The organism is Rhizobacter sp. Root1238, from assembly GCF_001425825.1.
GTDB lineage: Bacteria > Pseudomonadota > Gammaproteobacteria > Burkholderiales > Burkholderiaceae_C > Rhizobacter.
The window spans coordinates 48895-73683 of the sequence record NZ_LMDM01000019.1 but is presented as its reverse complement, the minus strand read 5'-3'; the positions used below and the strand labels follow the sequence as shown (position 1 = coordinate 73683).

General features: G+C 66.6%; 21 protein-coding genes, 2 tRNA genes and 2 pseudogenes. 16 read left to right on the top strand and 9 right to left on the bottom strand.

Going from position 1 to position 24789, the window contains the following annotated elements; translation table 11 throughout:
• Window position 1 precedes the first annotated feature (1 nt).
• Both ASC98_RS15570 and ASC98_RS15565 read right to left on the bottom strand, forming a co-directional pair.
• The gene (locus tag ASC98_RS15570; RefSeq protein ID WP_056808573.1) at window positions 2–193 is read right to left on the bottom strand and encodes a hypothetical protein; all 192 of its coding nucleotides are present in this window, start codon (window positions 191–193) and stop codon (window positions 2–4) included.
• A gap of 65 nt (window positions 194–258) precedes the next feature.
• Window positions 259–594: pseudogene (locus ASC98_RS15565) on the bottom strand (DNA adenine methylase); the annotation flags it as partial.
• A gap of 1 nt (window position 595) precedes the next feature.
• Here ASC98_RS15565 and ASC98_RS15560 point away from each other — a divergent pair.
• From ASC98_RS15560 to ASC98_RS30455, 3 genes are all read left to right on the top strand, one after another.
• Window positions 596–1336, top strand: coding sequence for a hypothetical protein (locus tag ASC98_RS15560; protein WP_157597978.1), 741 nt, complete (start codon window positions 596–598; stop codon window positions 1334–1336).
• A 59-nt stretch (window positions 1337–1395) separates the two neighbouring features.
• Window positions 1396–2250: a hypothetical protein gene (locus ASC98_RS15555; RefSeq protein WP_056820123.1), complete on the top strand. Its 855-nt coding sequence runs from the start codon at window positions 1396–1398 to the stop codon at window positions 2248–2250.
• Window positions 2251–2560: 310 nt separating this feature from the next.
• A complete protein-coding gene (locus ASC98_RS30455) occupies window positions 2561–2722 on the top strand; it encodes a hypothetical protein (RefSeq protein WP_157604816.1) in 162 nt (53 codons plus the stop codon).
• A gap of 49 nt (window positions 2723–2771) precedes the next feature.
• Here ASC98_RS30455 and ASC98_RS15550 read toward each other — a convergent pair whose 3' ends face one another.
• A complete protein-coding gene (locus ASC98_RS15550) occupies window positions 2772–3602 on the bottom strand; it encodes a hypothetical protein (protein WP_157597979.1) in 831 nt (276 codons plus the stop codon).
• Window positions 3603–3734: 132 nt separating this feature from the next.
• Between ASC98_RS15550 and ASC98_RS15545 the strand changes: the two genes are divergently transcribed.
• From ASC98_RS15545 to ASC98_RS15525, 5 genes are read left to right on the top strand one after another with little or no spacing between them, the layout of a single operon-like run.
• The gene (locus ASC98_RS15545; RefSeq protein WP_200953036.1) at window positions 3735–3941 is read left to right on the top strand and encodes a hypothetical protein; all 207 of its coding nucleotides are present in this window, start codon (window positions 3735–3737) and stop codon (window positions 3939–3941) included.
• Window positions 3941–5500 carry a phage portal protein gene (locus ASC98_RS15540; protein ID WP_056820114.1) on the top strand — a complete coding sequence of 520 codons (1560 nt, stop codon included), beginning with the start codon at window positions 3941–3943 and terminating at the stop codon, window positions 5498–5500. Before ASC98_RS15545 ends, ASC98_RS15540 begins: the two co-directional genes overlap by 1 nt.
• A complete protein-coding gene (locus tag ASC98_RS15535; protein ID WP_056808564.1) occupies window positions 5484–5735 on the top strand; it encodes a hypothetical protein in 252 nt (83 codons plus the stop codon). Before ASC98_RS15540 ends, ASC98_RS15535 begins: the two co-directional genes overlap by 17 nt.
• A gap of 42 nt (window positions 5736–5777) precedes the next feature.
• Complete coding sequence (locus ASC98_RS15530) at window positions 5778–6344, top strand: glycoside hydrolase family 108 protein (protein WP_056820112.1); 567 nt, start codon at window positions 5778–5780, stop codon at window positions 6342–6344.
• Complete coding sequence (locus ASC98_RS15525; RefSeq protein WP_056820110.1) at window positions 6344–6901, top strand: hypothetical protein; 558 nt, start codon at window positions 6344–6346, stop codon at window positions 6899–6901. The genes ASC98_RS15530 and ASC98_RS15525 overlap by 1 nt, the downstream gene beginning before the upstream one ends.
• A 205-nt stretch (window positions 6902–7106) precedes the next feature.
• Here the strand turns inward: ASC98_RS15525 and ASC98_RS15520 are convergent, their stop codons facing one another.
• Complete coding sequence (locus ASC98_RS15520) at window positions 7107–7367, bottom strand: hypothetical protein (RefSeq protein ID WP_056820107.1); 261 nt, start codon at window positions 7365–7367, stop codon at window positions 7107–7109.
• Between the two features lie 10 nt (window positions 7368–7377).
• Entirely contained in the window at window positions 7378–7872 is a 495-nt protein-coding gene (locus tag ASC98_RS15515) for a hypothetical protein (RefSeq protein WP_056820104.1), read from the bottom strand.
• A gap of 304 nt (window positions 7873–8176) precedes the next feature.
• Here ASC98_RS15515 and ASC98_RS15505 point away from each other — a divergent pair.
• A pseudogene (locus tag ASC98_RS15505) lies at window positions 8177–8623 on the top strand (DNA adenine methylase); the annotation flags it as partial.
• Window positions 8624–8631: 8 nt separating this feature from the next.
• Window positions 8632–9504, top strand: a complete 873-nt coding sequence (locus ASC98_RS15500) for a tyrosine-type recombinase/integrase (RefSeq protein ID WP_082541972.1) — start codon at window positions 8632–8634, stop codon at window positions 9502–9504.
• 64 nt (window positions 9505–9568) lie between these two features.
• On the opposite strand, the gene ASC98_RS15495 is transcribed toward ASC98_RS15500, so the two are convergent.
• From ASC98_RS15495 to hrpA, 3 genes are all read right to left on the bottom strand, one after another.
• Window positions 9569–9645 (bottom strand) — tRNA-Arg (locus tag ASC98_RS15495).
• A gap of 44 nt (window positions 9646–9689) precedes the next feature.
• Window positions 9690–9766, bottom strand: a tRNA-Pro gene (locus ASC98_RS15490).
• A 97-nt stretch (window positions 9767–9863) separates the two neighbouring features.
• Window positions 9864–13814, bottom strand: coding sequence for an ATP-dependent RNA helicase HrpA (gene hrpA, locus ASC98_RS15485; protein ID WP_082541973.1), 3951 nt, complete (start codon window positions 13812–13814; stop codon window positions 9864–9866).
• Between hrpA and argA the strand changes: the two genes are divergently transcribed.
• The 4 genes from argA to ASC98_RS15465 all read left to right on the top strand — a co-directional run bounded on the left by argA (window position 13813) and on the right by ASC98_RS15465 (window position 19104).
• Window positions 13813–15153: an amino-acid N-acetyltransferase gene (argA, locus tag ASC98_RS15480; protein ID WP_056809623.1), complete on the top strand. Its 1341-nt coding sequence runs from the start codon at window positions 13813–13815 to the stop codon at window positions 15151–15153. The two genes, hrpA and argA, sit on opposite strands and share 2 nt — an antisense overlap.
• A gap of 51 nt (window positions 15154–15204) precedes the next feature.
• Window positions 15205–15477, top strand: a complete 273-nt coding sequence (locus ASC98_RS15475) for an oxidative damage protection protein (RefSeq protein ID WP_056809621.1) — start codon at window positions 15205–15207, stop codon at window positions 15475–15477.
• A 120-nt stretch (window positions 15478–15597) separates the two neighbouring features.
• A complete protein-coding gene (locus ASC98_RS15470) occupies window positions 15598–15915 on the top strand; it encodes an H-NS family nucleoid-associated regulatory protein (RefSeq protein ID WP_056809619.1) in 318 nt (105 codons plus the stop codon).
• A gap of 159 nt (window positions 15916–16074) precedes the next feature.
• Window positions 16075–19104 carry an EAL domain-containing protein gene (locus ASC98_RS15465; protein WP_056809618.1) on the top strand — a complete coding sequence of 1010 codons (3030 nt, stop codon included), beginning with the start codon at window positions 16075–16077 and terminating at the stop codon, window positions 19102–19104.
• A 24-nt stretch (window positions 19105–19128) separates the two neighbouring features.
• On the opposite strand, the gene ASC98_RS15460 is transcribed toward ASC98_RS15465, so the two are convergent.
• Complete coding sequence (locus tag ASC98_RS15460; RefSeq protein ID WP_157597980.1) at window positions 19129–20034, bottom strand: energy transducer TonB; 906 nt, start codon at window positions 20032–20034, stop codon at window positions 19129–19131.
• A 130-nt stretch (window positions 20035–20164) separates the two neighbouring features.
• Here ASC98_RS15460 and dnaG point away from each other — a divergent pair, with 130 nt between their 5' ends.
• Together dnaG and rpoD are read left to right on the top strand one after the other, a co-directional pair.
• Window positions 20165–22150 carry a DNA primase gene (gene dnaG / locus ASC98_RS15455; protein WP_056809614.1) on the top strand — a complete coding sequence of 662 codons (1986 nt, stop codon included), beginning with the start codon at window positions 20165–20167 and terminating at the stop codon, window positions 22148–22150.
• A 349-nt stretch (window positions 22151–22499) separates the two neighbouring features.
• On the top strand, window positions 22500–24719 hold the full coding sequence (gene rpoD / locus ASC98_RS15450; protein WP_056809612.1) for an RNA polymerase sigma factor RpoD: 2220 nt from the start codon (window positions 22500–22502) through the stop codon (window positions 24717–24719).
• The last annotated feature ends 70 nt before the right edge of the window (window positions 24720–24789 follow it).

Here is a 24789-nt window from a genome sequence, read left to right as displayed (position 1 = left end):
TTCATTCGGGCAGCACAGGGCGCAGCCAGGCGACAGCTGCTTCTTCGGGTTGCATGGCGCGCAGCCGCTCGTCTCGCCAGAGGTCGAGCGCCACGTCGTCCAGCTGCTGTGGATCCACCGTCGGCCACTGCGCCTGCAGCCGCGTCGCCACGCGATGCAGCCAGGTCGTCGGCAGGAAAGACGGGTGATCCATGGCAGAAATGTACTGTACGTTTGTACAGTGTTCAAGGGCGCTTTGCACGCCCTGCGCCTGGCGGATCAGAAGAGTCCGGCCGGATCCTCCAGAGGATCCCAGGACCAGATCACCAGCTCGCGCCGGTCGACGGCCTTGCCGCCGCCGCCCACCGTGTAGGCGATGTCCAGCGACTCCATGTGCATGCCCTCGAAGCAACGCCGGATGTCCGGGTGGTCATTGATGCTCATCATCGCCTTGCCCTTCAGGCTGCGGAATACTGCGGCGATCGCCTCGTATTCCTCGAACGGGAACAGTACGCCATAGCCCTCGGTTTGCCAGTACGGCGGGTCAAGGTAGAAGAACGTGTGCGGCCGGTCGTAGCGCTCGATGCAGGTCTTCCAGTGCAGTCGCTCGACGAAGGTGCCGGCCACCATCAACCAACCGCCCGACTACGTGCTGCGCACGCAGATCCGCTCGACGTTCAGCGGCACCGCGACGAATCTGTTCCTGGAAGATGGCGCGCTGCTCGGGCCAGTCGCGCCGGAGACCTGGGCGCAGCACTTCGAGTCGCACGGTTGGACCACGCCGCAGCAGCAGGTCGACGCCGGCTTCCCGCTGTACGCGCAGCCTAGCGTGGCCGCCGCGACCTACGACGAGACCTTCGACTACGGCACGGCGCTGCCGCCGACGATCGTCACCGTGACGCTGGGCGCGACGGTGGTCGCCGGCCAGGTCGCATCCAGCTGCCAGATCTACACGAAGCTGAACGGTGCAGACGCCTGGACTGCCGCCGCGGCGGGCGCCACGAGCGTGCTGGCGGCGAGCTTTCGGTACGTCCGGGTGGTGTGGAGCTTCAGCTGCGGCGCGGGCGCGAACCTGATTCGCATCACCAGCTTCGACGTGAAGCTGTCGAACAAGCTGAAGACCGACTCGGGGCGCTTCGTGATCACGAATGCGGCGGCCGGCGTCGCAGTGCCGTTCGCGGTGCCCTTCATCGATGCGGACACGCCGCTGTGCCAGGCCAACGGGACGACGGCTCTGCTGCCCATCGTCGACTTCCTCGACGTGCCGAACCCGACCGGTTTCACCGTCTACCTGCTGAATCCGCAGACCGGCCAGAAGGTCACCGGCACGGGCAGCTGGACCGCACGCGGGTATTGAGCCTCATCAGTGAGCCTCCTCCATCAAGACAAACAACACGACAACATCAACGAGCCACCATGCCGATCGACTTCAGCAAGCCCGTCACTACCGACCGCTACGACACCGGCGTCCTGCCGCAGATCAAGGCTTCCTTCAGCGCTCTGGCGCAGTGGATGGACCCGGCCTATGCCGGCGCGGTCACCAGCCCGCCGGCGGGTGCAAAGCGCTTCACCGGCGGACTGATCCAGGAATTCAACGGCAGCAGCTGGGTGGAGAAGGCCACCGGGTACCTGAAGAACATCTCGCCGGTCTCGTACACCTCGGTATCGATCCCGGGCGCCGCGAATGGCTGGGCCGGTATCCAGTTCAGTGATACCGCCAAGCTGTACTCGCTGATGGTGAACGCGAGCGAAGGCACGTCTGGGATCTACTCGGTGAGCGATGGGCAGTGGAAGTGGTTCTTCGATACCAACGGCCAGCTCAGCGCAGGGACGGTGCCGTGGGGCCGCGTCACCGGCGCGCCGGCCATCACTGCTTGGGTGCCGGACACGGGTCCCAACGGGAACACCGTGGCGGTGCGCAACAGCTCGGGGCATCTCTTCGCGACGCACTACTACCAGTCGTCGAACAACGATGAGAACCCGGGCATCAGCCAGATCATGGTCACCAACGGCGACGGCTACATGCGCAAGGCAGGCCTCGGCTACCTTGGCAGCAGCATCGTAGTGCCGTGGGGGAACATCTCCGGGCGGCCGGGCTCGATGTCGCAGTTCTTCAACGACGTGGGCTTCGTGTCGTGGAACAGCGCGCCCGTCTTCTCCGGGCTTGTCTACGGTCGAGGTGGCGGCGACGGCCTCGGGCGCATCACGATGACGAACGTGGCAGGCCAGCCCTCGGGTGGGGCGCCGGGCGACATCGTGTTCGTGTACTGAAAGGCGGCACGCACATGGCAGAGATGTGGCGGTATGACGGTGGTGGCGTGGCGCGCAAGATCCGCGAGGCTTGGCGGTACGACGCGGGAGGCACAGCGCGCAAGGCACGCGAGATCTGGCGGTATGGCGCCGACGGCGTCGCGCGAAAGGTCTTCAGCGGCTCGTTCACGCTGACGGCCTCGACGGCCAGCGTCTTCGGCTCAGGCTTCACGTCGACGCGTGGTGCAAGCGTGCCGGTGACCACCACCCCAGTGACGGTGACGGTGCAGGGCGGGGCGGGGGGTCGTCCGCGACCGCGATGTCACCCAACTTGGCGACGACGCAGTTCCGGCGCAATGCTGCTGCCCCAACGACCGTTGGCAAGGCCAACACGCTGAGTGGGGTGCAGCGGTGCACGGTGACGGAAATCAATACGGGCGAGGTGAAGACGATCGACGTGACGGTGGTCACGGAGCACTGGTACGACTTCTGATGAACCGCCCAGCTGAGCTACATGCATGGAAGGCCCATTCGGGCTTGCGCTAGTCACGGGTGCTAGCCATGTCGCGGAGGGCCTCCTTGACGACGGGCTCGAGTGCACGTGCAAATGTGGAGAACGGGCATGCCGCGATCACCCTGGACCGTGAGAACCATTCGCTCTGCAAACCAATGACGCCGTAGCGTGATCCAGCGGGAGAGTCGATCACAGCGATGATTGGGCCGCCGCTCATGCCGTCAATGTCCCGGACAATCTGCTCCGACGATTCATGCAGGCGTGCGTAGAACTGGTTGTCGCGCTTGTTGGTCGCTTCGGTGGGGGGCTCAGCGGGAGACAGTCCGACGAAAGTAAACCGTGCACGAACCTCTGTCGTCCCATCGTAGACGACAGTCTCCTTGGGAACACCAGCGATTGCCCATCGGGTGCCAGCCTTCGGGTAGTCAATCCACGTGTCGCGCGTGAACGGCAATACACCTGCCTGTTCCATCAGCATGCGATACAGGCCACCCAAATGCGTCACGGCATAGTCAAGTCCGAGAGATTCGTCGCGAAGAACGAACCAGTGCCGAGGATCGAATTCATACGGAATGGCGATGTTCTTGAAGCGCTCTCTCGTGCGTTCATCGCTGGCCGTCTGGTCACCGAGGCGCCAGATCGCGAAGGTTGAGCCGGCGTCCATTGACGTTTGAACATCGCGAATGATGTGGCCGGCCGTGACGTAGAACCACTGCGCCGCAATCTCGACTACGAAGCCAGAAAAGACCCACATGTTCGGCACTTCCAATCGCGGATCGCTCTGAACGCAGGAGAGGGTCACGAAGTGCCGACCGACATTCCTTCCGACGACTGCAGTGAAGTTGTTCCTTTCAGGCACGACATGCTCCTTTCTGGGAGATAGGGGAGGCCCTCGATGGGACGGCGGCTTCGACAAACATTCTCATCTCGGAGTCTACAAATGAGACGTTGAAATAGCGAGCATGGGCGCATGAGAACACCCTCCTCCACCATGCTGGCCGCGTACTTGCAGGCCGAAACCGATGTTCTCCTCGGCAAGGAAGCGCGCCTTGGCGACCGCGTCTTCCGCAGCGAGGATCTGGGCGAAATCCGCGCCGGCCGACAGGAGTGGGAGCGCCGCGTCGCCGCCGAGTGCGACCGTGCGACTGGCGCACCCACCCTCGGTGGCCTGCGCTTCAGCGTCGCACGACTCGACTGATGGGCGCTCGCCTGAATCCCGTCGACCGGCTTGTCTCCTGGCTCGACCCGCAGCGCGGCTTGAACCGCCTGCGCAGCCGCACGCTGCTGGCCCACTACGAGGCCGCGCGACCAAACCCGCAGCGCAAGTTCCGCCGCGATGGCGGCTCGCCAAATCAGCTGGTCGAGCAGGGCGCAGCGCCCCTGCGCAACCAGATGCGCTACCTCGACCGCAATCACGACCTGGTCGTCGGCGCGCTCGACGTGCTGGTCAACAACACGGTGGGCGCCAACGGCATCGGCGTCGAGTTCCAGCCGCGCACACTCAGTGGCGAGATCCACGCGGAGTACGCCGCCGCTCTGTCTGTCGCCTGGCGCGACTGGCAGCGTCGGCCCGAGGTGCGCTGGCAACACAGCTACGCACGCTGCCAGCGACTACTGGCGCGCACGCTGTACCGCGACGGCGAAGCCTTCGCGCAGCGTCTGAGAGGCAGGGTACCGGGCCTGGACCACGGCACTGCGGTGCCGTACTCCATCGAGATGCTGGAGCCCGAGTACGTGCCGATGGACTTTAACGACTCAGCCCGAGGGATCAAGCAAGGCATCCAGTACAACGCCTGGGTACGCCCGACCGCGTACTGGGTCAGCAAGACCCACCCCGGCGAGGCAACATCTCTTCACCAGGATCTGAAGGTCGTCACTGCCGACCGCATGCTGCATCTGGCGCACCTGTCGCGCATCGGCCAGCTCCGCGGCGTGACGCGCTTCGCCAGCGTCATCGGCCGCATCGAGGACATCAAGGATTACGAGGAGTCCGAGCGCATCGCGGCCAAGGTGGCGGCGATGCTCACCGGCTATGTGAAGCGTCACGCACCCGACGGTGGTGGCTACGAAGGCCCGCTGAAGGATGAGAACGGCAACGATCTGCCGCGTCAGGTGGGGCTGTCGCCGGGCACCATCATCGACACGCTGGCGGTGGGCGAAGAGATCGGCCTTATCGACAGCAAGCGCCCGAACCCGAACCTGATCACCTTCCGCAACGGGCAGCTGCGCGCCTTCGCCGCCGGCATCAGCGCGAGCTATTCCAGCGTCAGCCGCAACTACGACGGCACGTACAGCAGCCAGCGGCAGGAGCTCGTCGAGCAGTGGGTGCACTACGCCTGCCTGACCGACGACTTCGTGACGATGGCCGTACAGCCGATGGTCGAGGACTTCATCAAAGCGGCCGAGACCTCCGGCGTTGTGCCGTTCCCCAAGGATCTCAAGCCAGGCACACACGATGATGTGCTCTACGTCGCGCCGTCAATGCCATGGATCGACATGGCGAAGGAAGCCACCGCTTGGCTGACCTTGAGCCAGGCCGGTTTCATCAGCGAAGTCGAGGTCATCCGCAAGGCTGGCCGCAACCCCGACACGGTGCTCGAGCAGATCGCCAGCTGGCGCAAGAAGGCCGAGGAAAAGGAACTGCGCTTCAGCAGCGACGTGCGGCATCAGAACGCAAGTGGTCTGCCCAGCCCGCCGAAGCAGAACGGCGACCAGATCAATAACGACGAGGAGGGCGTCGATGCCGCCGAAGCATGAACCACGGAACCTGAGCGATGCCGATGCGCAGGCCATCGCCGATCGCCTGTCCGCGCAGCTGATGACCCAGCTTGGCGACGAGCGTACTGCGCAGCGCCTGGTCGGCGTGTGGGGCGGGTACGTCGACCGTCAGCTCGGCCGAGGCTTGCGCCGCCTGGCGATGTACGCGGTGATGGCGCTGCTCGGCCTCGGCGCACTGAAGTTCGACTGGTTCAGTCGCCTTCTCGGCAAGTGATCAACGACCCGCCTTCGAACCCACACCATGACAACCACAACGATGAACTTTGAGACCGCACTCGACCAGGTGCTCGGCAAGGAAGCCGGCTTCAGCGACGACCCACGCGACAGTGGCGGCCAGACGAACTACGGCATCACCGAGGCGGTGGCGCGCGCCTTTGGCTACGCCGGCCCGATGAACTTGCTCGGCCTCGACCAGGCCAAGGCGATCTACCGCAGCCAGTATTGGGACGCGCTGCGGCTCGACCAGGTCGCGAGAATTGCGCCTGCCGTGGCCTTCGAATTGTTTGACACCGCGGTGAATCTGGGCGCTGACCAGGCGGCCGCCTTCCTTCAGCGCACGCTGAATGTCCTGAACTTGGAAGGCGGCTGGTATCCCGACGTGAAGCCAGACAAGCGCATCGGGCGGCTGACGCTGGCATCGCTGCAGGATTTTGTTCTCCGCCGCGGCGCCGAAGGGCAGATGGTGCTGATGCGCGCACTCAACGCGCTGCAAGGAGCGTTCTACATCGAGCTAGCCGAGCGCCGCGCAAAAGACGAAGCCTTCGTCTACGGCTGGCTGCTGAACCGCGTCGAGATCGCGGCCGCTGCAGGAGGCAAGGCCTGATGGATCCGATCAGTACCGCATTCGCGCTCGCGCAGTTCGTGCCGGGCATCCTGAAGTGGATCACCGGCAGCGACCAGGCGGAGCAGGCCGCCAGCACCGTGATCGACATCGCCAAGCAGGTCACCGGCAAGGACAGCGGCCAAGCCGCGCTGAGCGCGATCCAGGCCGATCCTGCCGCGCTGCTGGCCTTCCGCCAGGCCGTGATCACGGCCGAGGCCGATCTCGACAAGGCGTTTCTCGCCGATCGGCAGGACGCCCGCAAGCGCGACGTGCAGCTCGCCCAGCTGGGCAGGACGACCAAGCGCGCGGACCTGATGATCGTCGGCGACGTGGTGGGCATGCTGGCTTGCCTGTCAGCGATGGTCTTCGTGACCTGGCTAGGCGTGACCAAGGGCGGGGATGTGAACCCGCTGATCATGGCCCTCAACGGCCCACTGGGCATGCTGACCCAGCAGTTCGCCAACGGCCTGCGCGATGCACACCAGTTCGAGTTCGGCTCGAGCCGAGGCTCGGTCGAGAAGACCGAGCTGCTGGCCCGTGCTCCTGCGGTCAAGTAGGGCGCGAGATGCTTCAGTGCAGACGTATGCACTCCACCGGCGGCGGCCTCGGGGCCGAATTGTTTCAAGGCAGCGATGAAGGCGCGCGGGCACATAAAATCCGCGCCGCTGGCCGCCTCTCCCTCCTCCCATTCCTCGCGGCTGGCTTTCCTCGGCGCCAGCCCTCGCGGGTTGGCGCCGACTTCTATGCTCAGCGTCGCGCTGTTCAGTCGACGCGATGCGTCGGCCGCGGCGGCCAGGTCTCGCCTTCGAGCGCTCGAAGAAGGTCGGCAAAGGGGGTGAGCGAGGCGTCACGCTCGCTGTGCTGGTCGTACTGGTCGGCGAGCGCGTTCAACGCGTCATCCAGATCGCTCTGGTACAGGTGCTGTTCCTCGTCCTGCAGCTCTTCCGGCAGGCTGCGCACCGTCTTCAGCTCATTCACAAGCGCCCGCATGGCTGCGATGAGCACCGAAGTCTTTTCCATCATGGGGTGTTCCTCACTTGCCGATGAAACGCGCCTGGTCGGCGAGAACCTTCAAAGTCTGAAGGAAGAGGCCCAGCGGCATGTCGTCCTTCGGCGCAATTGTGTAGTGGGTCGCGTTGCGCATGCGGTTGTACCCGTCCTTCGTCACGGCCAGGCCGGGCGGCAGCTTCGTGCCGGCCGCGATCGAGAAATTGAACCAGCTCGGCTTGAACCAGCTCACCGGCTTGTCGAAGGTGGAGAGGCCGCGGTACTCGCCGGAGGTGCATCTGCACCCAAGGACGAACTGCTCGCCGTTGCGTTCGACCACCTTCACATCCGCCAGGCGGGTGACGGTCTGGCCTGTCTGCTGGTTGGTGCGCGTGTAGCCGGGATGCGGCTGCAGCAAGAACTGCTGCGCCTTGTACTCGTCCGGGTGCTGCCCACGAAACAACTCGCAGGGAACTTCATCGTCGAAGTAGCGCGGGGTCTTGCCTTCACGCTCGTAGATGCGCTTGAGCTCGTTCGTCAATCTTTTTTCTCCCTGATGTGCTGGCGCCGAGGCGGATCGAGCCGCACGGTGCAGCCAGTTTAGTCAGCAGGGAGCAGAGCGCGAGGGCGTTCGAGCCAGGGGTGACTTTGGTCGTGCTCGCGCAGTTCCAACCGCAAAGCCTGCGTTGCAGGCGTCTGCACAACAAAAAAGACAAGGCGACTCCCGTCGTGTTGGAGCACTTCGGGAGCCACCAAACCCACAGAACAGTCCTGTGAGCCCAGCCAAGGCCCTGCCACCTTCCGGAAGGCGGGGCGCAGTGTACCTACACCCAAACTGGAGCCTCATGGCCAACCCAATCGTTCCCTGGATCGGCGGCAAACGACGCCTGGCCGATCTGCTGATCCCGCGCTTCCCGGCGCACAAGTGCTACGTCGAGGTCTTCGCGGGCGGCGCCGCGCTGTACTTCCTTCGCCCGCCAGCCGACGTGGAGGTCATCAACGACATCAACGGCGAGCTGGTGAACCTTTACCGCGTGGTGAAGCATCACCTCGAGGAGTTCGTGCGCCAGTTCAAATGGGCGCTGTCCAGCCGCGAAGTGTTCAAGTGGATCCAGGACACGCCCGCGGAGACGCTGACCGACGTGCAGCGTGCCGCGCGCTTCTACTACCTGCAGCACCAGTGCTTCGGCGGGAAGGTGCAGGGGCAGACCTGGGGCACGGCGACGACCGCACCACCGGTAAACCTGCTGCGCATCGAGGAGCAGCTGAGCGCCGCGCACTTGCGCCTGGCCTGCCGGCGATGTACCGCGCATTGGCCGATCTCACCGAACGGGAGCGCACCTCAAACTTTGTGCCGGCAGTGATCGCGCGATGGATTGAAAGCAAGAGGGCTGAGTGGGGAGCCAAGACGGCCGTGGACCAAGAGCGCATTGCCACAAAGATGGCCAGCAGCTTTCGCGAGTTCCAGCCGGCACAGGTCACCACGCCCGTTTGCGCGCAATACCTGAAGCAGTTCGCGGCAACGCCTCGGACGCACAACATGCATCGGAGCATCCTGCGACAAGTCCTGGCATTCGCCGCTTTGGAAGGCCTGCGAGAGGGATACAACCCGATCGACAACATCCAAACGAAGCGAACGCCTGGCCGCCGCCGCCTGGTCACGGATGACGAAATCGAGTCGCTGAAAGTGGCGGCACTGCAGGCGACCCGCAACGGTGAGGCCCTGGTCCAAATGATCGACTTAGCGCTGATCACGGGCCAGCGCATCAGCGACGTGATCGCTTGGCAGTGGGAGGACGTGCACGAGGACGGTCTGCGCGTTACCCAGGGAAAGACCAAGGAACGGCTCCTGATCGAGTGGACGCGCCCTCTGCGTCGGGTGGTGGAGGCCTGCGCGGAGGGCCGGGAGAAAGAAGGCCATCTGCTCAAGACCCAAAGTGGACTGCCGTACCGCTATGCCGGCATTCGGAGTGCCTGGGTGCGGGCATGCGAACGCGCTGGGATCGAAGACCTGAACATCCACGACCTACGCGGTCGAGCGGGCGTCGACAAACTGCAGAGGGACGGCTTGGAAGGCGCTAAGGACTTGCTCGGCCACCGCTCGATCAAGATGACCGAGCACTACGTCGATGGCAAGTCTGAGCGTCGGGTGAAGTCGGGCCGGCGCCGCTAGAAGTTAGACAGATGCCGAATAGTTAGACACCTCCCGCACCCAAGCGACGCTAAGTCATTGATTTTGGCCTGCCCGGAGGGACTCGAACCCCCGACCTGCTGCTTAGAAGGCAGCTGCTCTATCCAGTTGAGCTACGGGCAGCGAGGGAGCAGGCAGAGTTGCCTGCAGATGGGAGAGAGAGTTGATGGTCGGGGTGAGATGATTCGAACATCCGACCCACTGGTCCCAAACCAGTTGCGCTACCAGGCTGCGCTACACCCCGAACCGACGCATTGTAACCAGCGCAGGCGTCGATTCGGGGTCCTCGCCCACCGGAACAGATCGCCCTCGCGCTGAATCCGTCCGCACTTCGCGGCTTCTCACACCGTCAACGCCCCCAGCGCCTTCTCCAGCCGCTTCACGCTGACCGGCTGCGGCGTGCGCAGTTCCTGCGCAAACAGGCTGATGCGCAGCTCCTCCAGCAGCCAGCGGAACTCCTCCAGCCGCGCGTCGTGCACGCCCTTGCGGTCGGCCATCATCCGCAGGTAGCGCTGCTCCAGCGGGCGTAGCTCGGCCAGGCGCTGGCCATCGCGGGCCGGATCGGCGCGCAGCTTGTCCAGCCGCATCGTCACGCCCTTCAGGTAGCGCGGCAGGTGGGCCAGCTGCGCCCACGGCGTTGCCAGCACGAAGCGCTTGGGCATCAGGCGCGCCAGCTGAGCCTGCACGTCATCGCCCACCTCCTTCGGCGCCCGTGCATCCTTCAGCTTGCGCTGCGCCGCGGCAAACTCGGTCAGCACCACGATCACGCTGCGGGCGATCTCGTTGGCGATCAGCGTCAGGCGCCCTCGCCCTTCGTCGATGCGGCGCCGGAAAGCCTGCGGATCGGCCGGCAGCGGGTCGGCCAGGAACGCGCGGTCGAGCGCCAGGTCGATGATCTGCTCGCGCAGCTCTTCCGCCGTGCCGAGTGGCATGTACAGCACCGCCATCTTCTGCAGGTCGGGGATGTTCTTCTCGAGGTACTTCAGCGCGTCGCGGATCTGCAGCGCCACCAGCCGGCGCAGGCCAGCCCGGTGCTTGTGCGCCGCCACGTCCGGTTCGTCGAACACCTCGATCTGCACATGGCTGCCGCGGTCGATCAGCGCCGGGAAACCCACCAGCACCTGGTTGCCGCGCTTCACCTCCATCAATTCGGGCAGCTCGCCGAAGGTCCAGTCGGTGTAGGTCGGATCGGCCACGTCGGCCGCCGGTGCACTCGCACGGCCCGGGGCCGTCTTGACGACGATCGTGTTCGCAGCCCCCGCTGCACCCGCCACAGCCGCAGGTGCCGCCGGCGCAACCGCCACCGTCGGCCGCAGCACCGCCAGCGCCTGGAACGCCGAGCGCGCCTGCACGCCCAGTTCGGCCTTCAGGCTCGCGAGGTTGCGGCCCTGCCCGAGCTGCCGGCCGTTCTCGTCGACGATGCGGAAGTTCATGAACAGGTGCGGCGACAGCTGCTCCAGCTTGAAATCCGCCCGCTTCACGTCGAGCTGCGTCTTGTCGCGCACCGCCTTCAGCAGCACGTCGACCAGGCTGCCCGCGCCGAAGCCATGCGCCTCGTGCACCTGGTCGACGAAACCCTGCGCATAGTCGGGCAACGGCACCAGCCGCGAACGCGGACGCTGGTGCAAGGTCTTCACCAGCGCCAGCACCTTGTCCTTCAGCATGCCGGGTACCAGCCATTCGCAGCGCTCGTCGTTGACCTGGTTCAGCGCATAGATCGGCACGGTGACGGTCACGCCGTCTTTCGGGTCGCCCGGGTCGTGCAGGTAGGTCGCGAGGCAGTCGACGCCGCCCATCCGCAGCGTCTTCGGGAACGACGCCGTCGTGATGCCGGCCGCCTCGTGCCGCATCAATTCTTCGCGCGTCAGGAACAGCAGCTTCGGCTGGCGCTGGCTCTCCTCGCGGTACCAGCGCTCCAGGCTGTGGCCGCTGCACACATCGGCGGGCAGCTGCTGGTCGTAGAACGCGTGGATCAGCTCGTCATCCACCAGCACGTCCTGCCGGCGCGACTTGTGCTCCAGCTCCTCGACCTGCGCGATCAGCTTGCGGTTGGCCGCCAGGAACGGCAGCCGCGTCTCCCATTCGCCGTTCACCAGCGCTTCGCGGATGAAGATCTCGCGCGCCGCCGCCGCATCCACGCGCCCGAAGTTGACGCGCCGGTTGCTGTAGATCACCAGCCCGTACAGCGTCGCCCGCTCGAGCGCGATCACCTCGGCCGCCTTCTTCTCCCAGTGCGGCTCCAGCAGCTGCGTCTTGATCAGGTGGCCGGCGATGCCCGGCAGCCACTGCGGCTCGATGTTGGCGATGCCGCGGCCGAACAGCCGCGTGGTCTCGACCAGCTCGGCCGCAACGATCCAGCGCCCCGGCTTCTTGCCGAGGTGCGAGCCCGGGTGCTTGTAGAACTTGATGCCGCGGGCGCCGAGGTACCAGTCGTCCTCGTCGCTCTTCTGGCCGATGTTGCCCAGCAACCCCGCCAGCATCGCCAGGTGCAGCTGGTCGTAGGTGGCCGGCAGCGTGTTCAGCCGCCAGCCGTGCTCGGCCACCACGGTGTGCAACTGCGAATGGATGTCGCGCCATTCGCGCACCCGGCGCGGCGACACGAAGTTGTCGCGCAGCAGCTGTTCCTGCTTGCGGTGCGACAGCTTGTGCTCCTTGCTGCCGCCACGCGCGTCTTCCAGCCACTTCCAGAGCTTCAGCGTGCCGACGAACTCCGAGCGGTCGTCGTCGAACTTCTTGTGCGCCGCATCGGCGGCCTGCTGGTGCTCCATCGGCCGGTCGCGCGCGTCCTGCACGCTGAGCGACGACGCGATGACCAGCACCTCGGCCAGCGATTCGCGGTTGCGCGCCTCCAGGATCATGCGGCCCACGCGTGGATCCAGCGGCAGCTTGGACAGCTCGCGACCGGTCGGCGTCAACTCGTTCTGCTCATCGACCGCGCCCAGTTCGTGCAGCAGCTGGTAGCCGTCGGCGATCGCTCGGCGCGGCGGCGGCTCCAGGAACGGAAAGTCCTCGACCAGCCCGAGCCCGAGCGACTTCATGCGCAGGATCACGCCGGCCAGCGACGAGCGCAGGATCTCCGGATCGGTGAAACGCGGCCGCTCGCTGTAGTCCTTCTCGTCGTACAGCCGGATGCAGATGCCGTTGCTGACGCGCCCGCAACGGCCGGCCCGCTGGTTCGCGGCCGCCTGGCTGACCGGCTCGATCTGCAACTGCTCGACCTTGTTGCGGTAGCTGTAGCGCTTGACGCGCGCGGTGCCGGCATCGATCACGTACTGGATGCCCGGCACGGTCAGCGAGGTCTCGGCGACGTTGGTGGCCAGCACGATGCGGCGCGCGCTGTGCGGCTCGAACACGGCATCCTGCTCCTGCTGGCTGAGCCGCGCGAACAGCGGCACCACCTCGACACCCGGCGGGTGGTGCTTGCGCAGGTGCTCGGCCGCTTCGCGGATCTCGCGCTCGCCGGGCAGGAAGACCAGCACGTCGCCGGCGCCCTCGCGCCACAGCTCGTCGACGCCATCGCCGATCGCATCGTTCAGGCCGTATTCGCGCGACTCCTCGAACGGCCGCCAGCGCTGCTCGACCGGGAACAGCCGCCCCGACACCTGGATCACCGGCGCCGGCCCGTGCCGCGACGCGAAGTGTTGCGCAAAGCGGTCGGCATCGATGGTGGCCGACGTGACGATGATCTTCAGGTCGGGCCGGCGCGGCAGGATCTGCCGCAGGTAGCCGAGCAGGAAGTCGATGTTCAGGCTGCGCTCGTGGGCCTCGTCGATGATCAGCGTGTCGTAGGCCTTCAGCAGCGGATCGGTCTGCGTCTCGGCCAGCAGGATGCCGTCGGTCATCAGCTTGACGCTCGCGCCGGCCGACAGGCGGTCTTGAAAGCGCACCTTGAAGCCGACGTGCTCGCCGAGCGGCGTGTTCAGCTCCTGCGCGATGCGCTTGGCGACGCTGGAAGCCGCAATGCGTCGCGGCTGCGTGTGGCCGATCAGCCCCTTGCCGCCGGCGCCCTTGCCACGGCCGAGCGTCAGCGCGATCTTCGGCAGCTGCGTGGTCTTGCCGGAGCCGGTCTCGCCGCAGACGATCACGACCTGGTTCGCCTCGATGGCTTGCGCGATCTCGTCGCGCCGGGACGACACCGGCAGCGATTCGGGAAAGGTGATCGGCGGAATCGGATTGGCAACAACCCGATTGGCCACCGGCGGCGGACCGCGGCGCGGGACAGAGGTCACTCGAAGCCTTCGTGCAAAATCGTCGATTATTTCAAACTGCGGCCGGTCGTGCGGCCACGCCATGAACCTCGTCTTTCCCCACACCTTCGTGCCGTGGTTCCGTTCGGTGGCACCGCACATCCACGCGCACCGCGGCAAGACCTTCGTGGTGGCGATCGCCGGCGAGCTGATCGCCGCCGGCAAGCTGTCCGCGTTCGCGCAAGACTTGGCCATCCTGCATGCGATGGGCATCAAGCTGGTGCTGGTGCATGGTTTTCGCCCCCAGGTCGAGGAACAGTTGCGCGCCAAGGGCCACACCTCGCGTTTCAGCCACGGCATGCGCGTGACCGACCCGCTGGCGCTCGACTGCGCGCAAGAAGCCGCAGGCCAGTTGCGCTACGAGATCGAGGCCGCGTTCTCGCAGGGCCTGCCGAACACGCCGATGGCGCACAGCCAGATCCGCGTCGTCTCCGGCAATTTCATCACCGCACGCCCGGTCGGCATCGTCGACGGCATCGATTTCCAGCACACCGGCCTGGTGCGCAAGATCGATGCGACCGGCATCCGCAAGCTGGTCGAGATCGGCGCACTCGCGATGCTGTCGCCGTTCGGCTTCTCGCCCACCGGCGAGGCTTTCAACCTCAGCATGGAAGACGTGGCCGCCAGCACCGCCAGCGAATTGCAGGCCGACAAGCTGATCTACGTGACCGAGGTGCGCGGCATCCCGCTCGACCCGCTCGATCCCGACAGCGAGATCGACCAGGAACTCGGCCTGGCCGACGCCCGCAAACTGCTCGCCGGCCTGCCCAACCCGATGCAGCCGACCGACACCGCGTTCTACCTGCAGCACGCGGTGAAGGCCTGCGAAGACGGCGTCGAGCGGGTGCACATCGTGCCGTTCTCGGTCGACGGCTCGGTGCTGATGGAATTGTTCACGCACGATGGCGTCGGCACGATGATCGTCGACGAGAAACTCGAAAGCCTGCGCGAAGCCACCTCCGACGACATCGGCGGCATCCTGCAACTGATCGAGCCGTTCGAGAAGGACGGAACCCTGGTCAAACGTGACCGGACCGAAATCGAACGTGATATCGACCATTACACCGTCATCGAACACGACGGCGTTATCTTCGGCTGTGCCGCTTTGTATCCGTATCCCGAGGCGCATACCGCCGAAATGGCCGCGCTGACGGTGTCCCCGAATGTGCAAGGGCAAGGCGATGGCGAGAAAATACTGAAGCGCATCGAACAGCGCGCGCGCGGCGCCGGGTTCGACAGCATTTTCGTGCTGACCACCCGCACGATGCATTGGTTCATCAAGCGCGGCTTCAAGCAGGTCGATCCCGACTGGCTGCCCGAGGCCCGCAAGCGCAAATACAACTGGGATCGGCGGTCCCAGGTCCTCGTCAAGAAGCTGGCGTGATTCGCCGGTTTCATCTCACAACATTACAAACAGTTCGATTGGAGTTACCTCATGGCCCGAATGGTGCAATGCGTCTACCTGAAGAAAGAGGCCGAAGGCCTGGATTTCGCGCCTTACCCCGGTGAACTCGGCAAGCGCATTTACAACGAGGTCAGCAAGGAAGCCTGGGCGGCGTGGATGAAGCACCAGACCATGCTGGTCAACGAGAACCGGCTGAACCTGGCTGACCAGCGCGCCCGCCAGTACCTGGCCCGGCAAATGGAACGATTCTTCTTTGGCGAAGGCGCCGAGCAACCCGCGGGATACGTGCCCCCCACGCCTTGAACCCGTCGGCCCTGAAACCGACAGTTTCGAGGCCGGCAGTTTTGCGCTTGGCTTTCCGCAGTTTCCTGAATTAGAATCCCGGCGCCGGCAGATATAGCCGGGTTCAACAGGAAACCACCGATGACCACGTTGCAGGATTTGCTCGCCAAGAAGGCTGCCCTCGAGCAGGAAATCGAAGCCACGCAAAAGCGTGAACGCCAGGACGCGATTGCCAAAGTCAAGTCGCTGATGAACGAATACGGTCTGTCGCCTTCCGACCTGACCGGCAAGAGCAGCACAAAAACCGGCGGCAAAGCCGGCGCCAGCAAAGGCGGGAAAGTCGCGGCCAAGTTTCGCAACAATGCCACCGGCGAAACCTGGAGCGGTCGCGGCCTGCAACCCAAATGGCTGAAGGCAGCCGTTGCCGCGGGCAAGAAACTCGAAGACTTCGCGCTCTGATTCTCGAGCAAGCGACCCGGCGCGCCGCTTTCGCGGTGCGTTTCCCGGAGATCCGTATCGATTCCATCGGCTGACCGATACCCTGCAGATGCGGGGTATCGCGCAGCGTCTGGCGGAGGCGCCGCGGGGTACATTCAAAAGCTTCCTCGCGACGCCCACGTGCCCGTCATCCGCCTGCCCACCCTGCCCGTCATCCTGCTGCCGTCCACGCGCCTGAGCGTCAGGGCCGTGCAGGCGGTGCTGGCGTCGCTGGCGTGTGTGGCCCTCGCTCGCTGGGGGTTGTCGACGCCGCTGCTCAACCTCGCGTCGCTCGCGGTTCCGTTGCCCTGGTTGCCCGGCGGCCTGATGCTGGCCGCGCTGCTGCGCTGGGGCAGCGGCATGCTCCCCGGGCTCTGGCTGGCCGGCTGCCTCGCGCTGCTGGGTGCCGACCTGATGCCCTGGCAAGCCGCGGCGCTCTCGGCCGGCACGGTCGGCGGCGCCTGGTTGTCGGCCTTGCTGCTGCGCCGCCTCGGCTTCGTCGGCCGCATCGACGGCTGGCGCGATGCCGCGCTGATGCTGGGTGTCGGCGTGTTGCTGCCCACCTCGATCTCGGTGGCCAACGCCCTCGTCTGTTTCACCGTCGACGGCCCGCTCGATCGGCAGGTGTGGCTGCAACCTGGCGCCGTCGCCGCAGCGCGCGACGCGCTGGCTTCGATGCTGCTCGCACTGCCGCTGCTGGCCCTGTCGCGCCAGGCACTGCAACAGGCGTTCGCGCAATGGCGCTGGCTGGCCAGCGCCGCGTTGGGGGCCGGGGCGCTGGCCGCGGCCTGGGCCGTCGCCCGCCACGGCAACACCCCGGCGATGCTCGCGCTGGCCAGCATCCCGCACCTGCTGGTCGGTGGCATGGCCGCGCGCCGCGGGCTGCTGCCGGCCTCGGCCACGGTCCTGCTGATCGCTGCAGGGCTCGCGGCCTGGGCCGCCACCGGGTCGGTCGCCGCGGGCACGGGGCCGCTGGCCGACCCGGCCACGCTGTCCGGCTGGCTGGCCACCTTGTGCGCCACGCCGCTGCTCGCCAGCGCCGTGGTCGGCCGCACCGCGACCAACGAGTCACGCTGGCAACTGGCGCTCGACGCAGCCGGCGTCGGCACGCTTCAATGGGACCTGCGCAGCGGCCGCATCGGCTATTCGCGCCGCTGGCTGCGCATGCTCGGCTACGGCAGCGTCGAGTTCGGCCACCGCATCGACGGGCTGCTGGCCCGCACCCATCCGTCCGACAGTGCCCGCCTGCTGAGCGCGCTGCAGCCGCGCGGCCGCGGCACGGCGCCGGCCGGCGAGGCCGACGCGTTCGAGTTCCGGCTGCAGGCCAAGGACGGGCGCTGGCTGTGGCTCGAAGGCCATGCCCGCGTTGTCGAGCGCACATCCGACGGCGAGCCGCTGCGCGTGATCGCCACCGCGATCGACATCACCGACCGCCACGCCACCGCGGAGCGCCAGAACGTGACGACGCGGCTCTTCGAGTACCTGCACGAAGGCCTGATCATCACCGACGCGGCCTGCCGCGTGCTCGACGTGAACCCGGCCTTCACGAAGATCACCGGCTTCTCGCGCGAAGAAATGCTCGGCGCCGTGCCGGCCCTGCTGCGTCCGGCCGCCGACGGCGAGCCGGGCGCCGCACAACGCGCCAGCATGGCGGCGGCGCTCGAATCGACCGGCTCGTGGCGCGGCGAGATCATCGACCGGCGGCGCGACGGCGAGCTGTGCGCGCTGCAGGTCACGATCTCCGCGATCCCCGGCCCCGACGCAGAACTGCGCCACCACGTGCTGGTGCTGTCGGACACCACGCAGGCCCGGCTGCACCGCGAACAGCTCGAGCGCCAGGCGCATTTCGACGAGCTGACCCGGCTGCCCAACCGGGCCCGCCTCGCGCAGATGCTGCGCGAGGCCATCCGCGCGAGCGAGCGCGATGGCTACCTGCTGGTGGTCTGCTACCTCGACCTCGACAACTTCAAGCCCGTCAACGACACGCATGGCCACGAGGCCGGCGACCGGCTGCTGGTCGAGCTGGCGCAGCGGCTGCGCAATTCGCTCGGGCGCTGGGACCACTGGACCGACGAGGTCGCGCGCCTCGGCGGCGACGAATTCGTGCTGCTGCTGCGCGCCGCCACGATCGAAGACGCGCAGGCGACCGTCGAGCGCGTGCTGCGCCAGGTCTCGCTGCCGTACAACCTCGGCATGGGCATCGGACCGGTGATCGTCACCGCCAGCCTGGGCGCCACCGTCTACCCGGTCGACCGCGCCGACGCCGAAACGCTGCTGCGCCACGCCGACCATGCGATGTACGGCGCGAAGCAGGCCGGCCGCAATGGCTCGCTGTTCTTCGACACCGAGCTCAACCGCCGCACCGAAGAGCGCTTCGAGGCGCTCAGCCGCGTGCAGACCGCGCTCGACGCGCAGGAGTTCTGCCTCTACTACCAGCCCAAGGTCGACCTGCGCAACGGCACGGTGATGGGCGTCGAGGCGCTGCTGCGCTGGAAGCATCCGCAGCACGGCGTGATCGCGCCGGCGCATTTCCTGCCGCTGATCGAGCACACCGGCCTCAGCGCGAGCGTCGGCGACTGGGTGCTGCAACAAGGCATCGAGCAACTCGCGCAATGGCAGCGCCAGGGGCTCGACCTGACGGTCAGCATCAACGTCTCGGCGCGGCACCTGCAGGAGCCGCTGTTCGCGCAGCGCCTGGCCGGCCTGCTGTCGCGCTACAACTCGCCGGTGGCGCAGCGCCTGGTGATCGAGGTGCTGGAAACCGCCGCACTGGCCGACGTGGACTACACGGTGCAGCTGATGCAGGAGTGCCGCAAGCTCGGCGTGCGATTCGCGCTCGACGATTTCGGCACCGGCTATTCCACCCTCACCTACCTGAAGCGGCTGCCGCTCGACCTGCTGAAGATCGACCGCTCGTTCGTGCAGAACATGCTGCTCGACCCGCAGGACCATGCGATCGTCGCCGGCGTGATCAGCCTGTCGCGCACCTTCGGCTGCACGGTGGTGGCCGAGGGCGTCGAATCGCGGGCCCAGGCGCAGCGCCTGATCGCGATCGGCTGCGACATGGCCCAGGGCAACGGCATCGCGGCCGCGATGCCGTCGACCGAGGTGGTCGACTGGGTGCGGCAGTACCGGGGCGCGATCGCGCCGGAGCGGACCATCGCGGCCTGACCGCTGCAGCCGCTCGGGAGCGGCTCAATCGAGGTTGAAGCCCACTTCGACGATGCCCTCTTGCGCCTCGCGCAACGGTTGGAACTTCCATTGCCCGACGGCGGCCAGTGCTGCGCGGTTCAGCCGCACATTGGTCGAGGACACGACGGTCTGCCCGGCCACCGTGCCATCGGTCATCACGTCGAAGCGCACCCGCACGGTGCCGCGACGCAGGTCGAGCATCACCGCGCGCGGGAATTGCGGCTCCACCTGGGACACCATCACCAGCGACTCCTGCTCGGGCTCGGGTTCCGGCGCCGCGGCGAGCGCGGGTGGCGCGGCGGCGTCCGGCATGGCCGTGCGGCCGCCGCCGTTGCCGACCGCTGCCCCGTTCCCGCGAGCCAGCGCCGCGGCGTTGTTCGACATGCGCGCCGCTTCGTTGTCGACCGTGGAGACCGGCACTGCCTGCGCCGCTGCAGCAGGCACCTGGGCCGGCGCCGCTGCGGCGCGGATCGCGGGCGCCGGCGCAGGTGCCGGTACGGGTGCAGCCACCGCGCCTTCGGCACTGCCCTCGCCCGCCTTCGCGACGCGTGCGGCCGGTGCCGGTCTGGGTGCATTGGCGACCGGCGCCGGTGCAGGCGCGGCCGGCTTGTCGTCCTTGCCGTCGCGCGTTTTGCGGGGCTTGTCCGAGTGGATCATGATCCAGCGGAAGACGTTCTCCGCCTCGCGCTTGGCGCGCTCGCTGGGCGCGGACTCTTCTTTCGCCGCGGGTGCGGAGGCGGCCTGCGCCCGGGCCGCCTGCCATGCCCCCATCAACCCCGACGCCAGCAGCGCGAGGCAGAGTGTGCGAGGCGAGAATCGCAAACGCGCCTGTTCCGGCGTTGAGTGGAGATGCACACGATTCCTTCCGAGGGTCTTGACGTGCCCCAACGACACGGCATCGAACTTCACGGTGCAAAAAGTGTACCGAGCATGGTCACCCTTGCGTCAATCGGTAACAGCCCGCAAGACCGGCCCCGTGCAAAGCTGCACAAGTCGCCGCCTCGGGGTCTTCCCCCAGTCGGTTCGATAGACTCGCGGGGTGATCCCGCCGAGCTTCATCCAGGAACTGCTGTCCCGCATCGACGTCGTCGAAGTCGTCGGCCGCCACGTGCAGCTGAAGAAGGCCGGCATCAACCACAAGGGCCTGTGCCCGTTCCACGGCGAAAAGACGCCGAGCTTCACCGTCAGCCCGACCCGCCAGACCTACCACTGCTTCGGCTGCGGTGTGCACGGCAACGCACTGGGTTTCCTGATGGAGTATTCGGGGATGGGCTTCCTCGATGCGGTGCGCGACCTGGCGCAGCAGGCCGGGCTCACGGTGCCGGAAGACGACCGCTCGCCGCAGGAGCGCGAACGCGCCGCCGAGCTGAAGGAACGCCAGGCCACCCTCAGCGACGTGCTGGCCAAGGCCAGCGAGAGCTACCGCAAGCAGCTGAAGGGCAGTCCGCGGGCGATCGACTACCTGAAGGGCCGCGGGCTGAGCGGCGAGATCGCCGCGGCGTTCGGGCTGGGCTACGCGCCCGACGGCTGGCGCGCGCTCGCGAGCGTATTCCCGCGCTACGACGACCCGCTGCTCGAGGAGAGCGGCCTCGTCATCTCGCAGGGCGAGAACGACGAGGAACGCAAGCGCTATGACCGCTTCCGGGACCGCATCATGTTCCCGATCCGCTCGGTGCAGGGCGACGTGATCGGGTTTGGCGGGCGGGTGCTCGACAAGGGCGAGCCGAAGTACCTGAACTCGCCGGAGACGCCGGTGTTCGTGAAGGGCCGCGAGCTGTACGGCCTGCACGAGGCGCGCGCCGGGCTGCGCAAGCGCGGCTATGCGCTGGTGGTCGAGGGGTACATGGACGTCGTCGCGCTCGCCCAGCACGGCTTCGACAATGCGGTCGCGACCCTCGGCACCGCCTGCACGGCCGAGCATGTGCAGAAGCTGTTCCGCTTCACCGAATCGGTGGTGTTCAGCTTTGACGGCGATGCCGCCGGGCGGCGGGCGGCCGGCCGGGCGCTCGAGGCCTCGCTGCCGCTCGCGAGCGACACCCGCACCGTCCGCTTCCTGTTCCTGCCGACCGAACACGATCCGGATTCGTATGTGCGCGAACTCGGCGCCGAAGCCTTCGAGGCCTGCGTCGCCCAGGCGGTACCGCTGTCGCGCCAGCTGGTCGAAGCCGCGCGCGACGGCGGCGACCTGTCGACCGCCGAGGGCCGCGCCAAGTTCCTCGCCAATGCCAAGCCGCTGTGGTCGGCGCTGCCGGACGGCGCGCTGAAGCTGCAGCTGCTGGCCGAACTGGCGCAGCAAGGCGGCATCGGCTCGGCCGACCTGACGCAGCTGTGGCAGGCCTCGGCGCCGTCGCGGCACGGCGGCGGTTCGGCATCGAACCGCCATGAGCCCCCGACCGACGACAGCTACGGCCCGCCGGACGATGGCGAGCCCGCCGCGCCGCGCGAGCGCTTCCAGCGCCGCGACGGCGGCACCGGCGGTGGCGGCCGCAAGTGGACCAAGGAATGGACCAAGGACTGGAAGGGCAAGCGTGGCGCGCCGGACCGCTACGAGGAAAGCGGCCCGTTCCCTCCGCAGTCGAAGGTGCGGACGGTTCCCACCAGCCCGGCCGACACCGTGCTGCGGCTGCTGTTGCTGCACAGCGACTGGTGGGACCAGCTCGGCACCGACGACCACCAGTTGCTGCACGAGCTGCCCGCGCCGCACGGCTCGCTGGTCGCCTGGCTGGAGCGCCACCTGCTCGAACACGGTGCCACGCCGTGGGCCGTGCTCGAACAGGCCTTGCACGGCAGCGAATGGGCCGACGACAGCCGCCGCCTCGTGCCGCCGGGTGTGCTTCAGGACGAAATGCAGTTCGCCGACCTGCGCCGGGTGGTCGACGGCATGTGGGTCGAGCTGCTGTCGGCGCGCCAGGAAATCCTGATCCGGCAGGCCGCGACCGACCCCTCCGCGCTCGCGCGGTGGCGTGAACTCGACGCCGAGCGCCGGCTTCGGCTGCAGGGAATGAAGCCACCGGCTTTGACGTAACAGGTTCTTTCGCCGATAATCGAGGGTTTGTTGTAAGGCAAGAGTGATGACCGGCTGGCAAGACAGTCAGCAAAGACGGTTCCAAAGACAGCACCTCCGGGCCCCGGCCACCCTCTGACCCAGGGTCCCCACCTCAAGGCCACCCCTATCCCGCAAGGGCTGTACTCCGTTCGATGGTCACGCGACCTTGCCCAATTGATTGCGGCCCCAAGCTAAGGCTTGATCCGGGCCTCGCTACGTCTTTGGACCTCCGCTGAACAAGGCCCTGCCGAGCCGCCGTCATCCGGCTTCTGGGCATGGGCCCTGAGGCGCGGTTCGACGTGACGACCACCACCATTCGAGGATTTGCATGACCGCGAAGAAGAGCGCCCCCGCCAAGGCAGCACAACCCGCCGCTGCGTCGAAAGCCGTGAAGGCCGGCAAGGCCGAAGTTGAAGACAAGAAGAAGGCCGTCGCCAAGCCGGCCGCCAAGGCGGTGGCCGACAAGACCGTCGCCGACGCCAAGGGCAAGCCGGGTCGCAAGCCGAAGGCCGGCGCCGCCGCCAAGAAGGAAGAAGTGCCCGAAGAGGACTTCTCCGACGTCGAAGCCGAGCTCGAAGGCGAGCCCGAGCCCGAAGCGGCCGGCACCGACGACAAGGCTGCCAAGGTCAAGCCGCTGCGCATGAAGGTGTCGCGCGCGAAGGAGCGCGCGCTGATGCGCGAGTTCGGCCTCGACGAGACCGCGCTCACCGAAGAAGAAGTCGCCAAGCGCCGCCATGAGCTGAAGACGCTCATCAAGATGGGCAAGACGCGCGGCTTCCTGACCCACCAGGAAATCAACGACCACCTTCCCGAGAAGCTGGTCGACGCCGACATCCTCGAAGCCATCGTGTCGATGCTGAACGACATGGGCATCGCGGTCTACGAGCAGGCGCCCGACGCCGCGACGCTGCTGATCGCCGGCGGCGGCACCACCACCGCCACCGAAGAAGAGGCCGAGGAAGCCGCCGAAGCGGCGCTGTCGACCGTCGACTCCGAATTCGGCCGCACCACCGATCCGGTGCGCATGTACATGCGCGAGATGGGCACGGTCGAGCTGCTGACGCGCGAGGGCGAGATCGAGATCGCCAAGCGCATCGAAGGCGGCCTGCAGGCCATGATGCTGGCGATCAGCGCCTCGCCGACCACCATCGCCGAGATCCTGGTCTATGCCGACCGCATCGGCGCCGGCGAGATGACGATCTCCGAGGTCGTCGACGGCTTCGTCTCGGAAGACGAGGCCGACGACTACGTGGCCGAGGAAGACGTCGACTTCTTCGACGAGGAAGACGACGACGACGGCAACGGCGGCAGCAAGGCGCTGACCAAGAAGCTCGAGGAACTGAAGGGTGCGGCGCTGACGAAGCTCGCCAACCTGCGCGAGAACTTCGACAAGATGCGCAAGGCCTTCGAGAAGGACGGCTACCAGTCGGCGCCGTACAACAAGGCCCAGCAGGCCATCAGCGCCGAGCTGATGACGATCCGCTTCACGGTCAAGACCATCGAGAAGCTGTGCGGCATCCTGCGCTCGCAGGTCGACGACGTGCGCCGCTACGAACGCGAGCTGCGCAAGATCCTCGTCGACAAGTGCGGCATGCCGCAAGAGTATTTCATCAAGAACTTCCCGCCCAACATCCTGAACCTGAAGTGGGCGGAGAAGGAAGCGGCAGCGGGCAAGCCGTACAGCGCGGTGCTGGCGCGCAACCTGCCGCCGGTGCAGGAGCTGCAGAAGAAGCTGACCGACCAGCAGGCCCGCGCCGTCGTGCCGCTGGAAGACCTGAAGCAGATCAACAAGCGCATGAACGAGGGCGAGAAGGCCTCGCGCGACGCGAAGAAGGAAATGATCGAGGCCAACCTGCGCCTCGTGATCTCGATCGCGAAGAAGTACACCAACCGCGGCCTGCAGTTCCTCGACCTGATCCAGGAAGGCAACATCGGCCTGATGAAGGCGGTCGACAAGTTCGAATACCGCCGCGGCTACAAGTTCTCGACCTACGCGACGTGGTGGATCCGCCAGGCCATCACGCGCTCGATCGCCGACCAGGCGCGCACGATCCGCATCCCGGTCCACATGATCGAGACGATCAACAAGATGAACCGGCTGTCGCGCCAGCACTTGCAGGAATTCGGTTTCGAACCCGATGCCCCGACGCTGGCCGAGAAGATGGAGATCCCGGAAGACAAGATCCGCAAGATCATGAAGATCGCGAAGGAGCCGATCTCGATGGAAACCCCCATCGGCGACGACGACGATTCGCACCTGGGCGACTTCATCGAGGACACCAACAACACCGCGCCGATCGAGGCGGCGATGCAGGCCGGCCTGCGCGATGTGGTGAAGGACATCCTCGACAGCCTGACGCCGCGCGAAGCCAAGGTGCTGCGCATGCGCTTCGGCATCGAGATGAGCACCGACCACACGCTGGAAGAAGTCGGCAAGCAGTTCGACGTGACGCGCGAGCGCATCCGCCAGATCGAAGCCAAGGCGATCCGCAAGCTGAAGCACCCGAGCCGGTCGGACAAGTTGCGCACGTATCTGGACAATCTCTGATCCCGCCAGGGGATGCCTGCAGCGCCGCTGCAACGTCCCCTGCAAAGGCCCCGCGAGCACCGCTTTCGGG

What these genes read in the sequence shown, in the direction of transcription:
- ASC98_RS15570 (WP_056808573.1), bottom strand. Translation starts at nt 193, where the DNA reads ATGGATCACCCGTCTTTCCTGCCGACGACCTGGCTGCATCGCGTGGCG.
- ASC98_RS15555 (WP_056820123.1), top strand. Translation starts at nt 1,396, where the DNA reads ATGCCGATCGACTTCAGCAAGCCCGTCACTACCGACCGCTACGACACC.
- ASC98_RS15545 (WP_200953036.1), top strand. Translation starts at nt 3,735, where the DNA reads ATGCTGGCCGCGTACTTGCAGGCCGAAACCGATGTTCTCCTCGGCAAG.
- ASC98_RS15540 (WP_056820114.1), top strand. Translation starts at nt 3,941, where the DNA reads ATGGGCGCTCGCCTGAATCCCGTCGACCGGCTTGTCTCCTGGCTCGAC.
- ASC98_RS15535 (WP_056808564.1), top strand. Translation starts at nt 5,484, where the DNA reads ATGCCGCCGAAGCATGAACCACGGAACCTGAGCGATGCCGATGCGCAG.
- ASC98_RS15530 (WP_056820112.1), top strand. Translation starts at nt 5,778, where the DNA reads ATGAACTTTGAGACCGCACTCGACCAGGTGCTCGGCAAGGAAGCCGGC.
- ASC98_RS15525 (WP_056820110.1), top strand. Translation starts at nt 6,344, where the DNA reads ATGGATCCGATCAGTACCGCATTCGCGCTCGCGCAGTTCGTGCCGGGC.
- ASC98_RS15520 (WP_056820107.1), bottom strand. Translation starts at nt 7,367, where the DNA reads ATGATGGAAAAGACTTCGGTGCTCATCGCAGCCATGCGGGCGCTTGTG.
- ASC98_RS15500 (WP_082541972.1), top strand. Translation starts at nt 8,632, where the DNA reads ATGTACCGCGCATTGGCCGATCTCACCGAACGGGAGCGCACCTCAAAC.
- argA (WP_056809623.1), top strand. Translation starts at nt 13,813, where the DNA reads ATGAACCTCGTCTTTCCCCACACCTTCGTGCCGTGGTTCCGTTCGGTG.
- hrpA (WP_082541973.1), bottom strand. Translation starts at nt 13,814, where the DNA reads ATGGCGTGGCCGCACGACCGGCCGCAGTTTGAAATAATCGACGATTTT.
- ASC98_RS15475 (WP_056809621.1), top strand. Translation starts at nt 15,205, where the DNA reads ATGGCCCGAATGGTGCAATGCGTCTACCTGAAGAAAGAGGCCGAAGGC.
- ASC98_RS15470 (WP_056809619.1), top strand. Translation starts at nt 15,598, where the DNA reads ATGACCACGTTGCAGGATTTGCTCGCCAAGAAGGCTGCCCTCGAGCAG.
- rpoD (WP_056809612.1), top strand. Translation starts at nt 22,500, where the DNA reads ATGACCGCGAAGAAGAGCGCCCCCGCCAAGGCAGCACAACCCGCCGCT.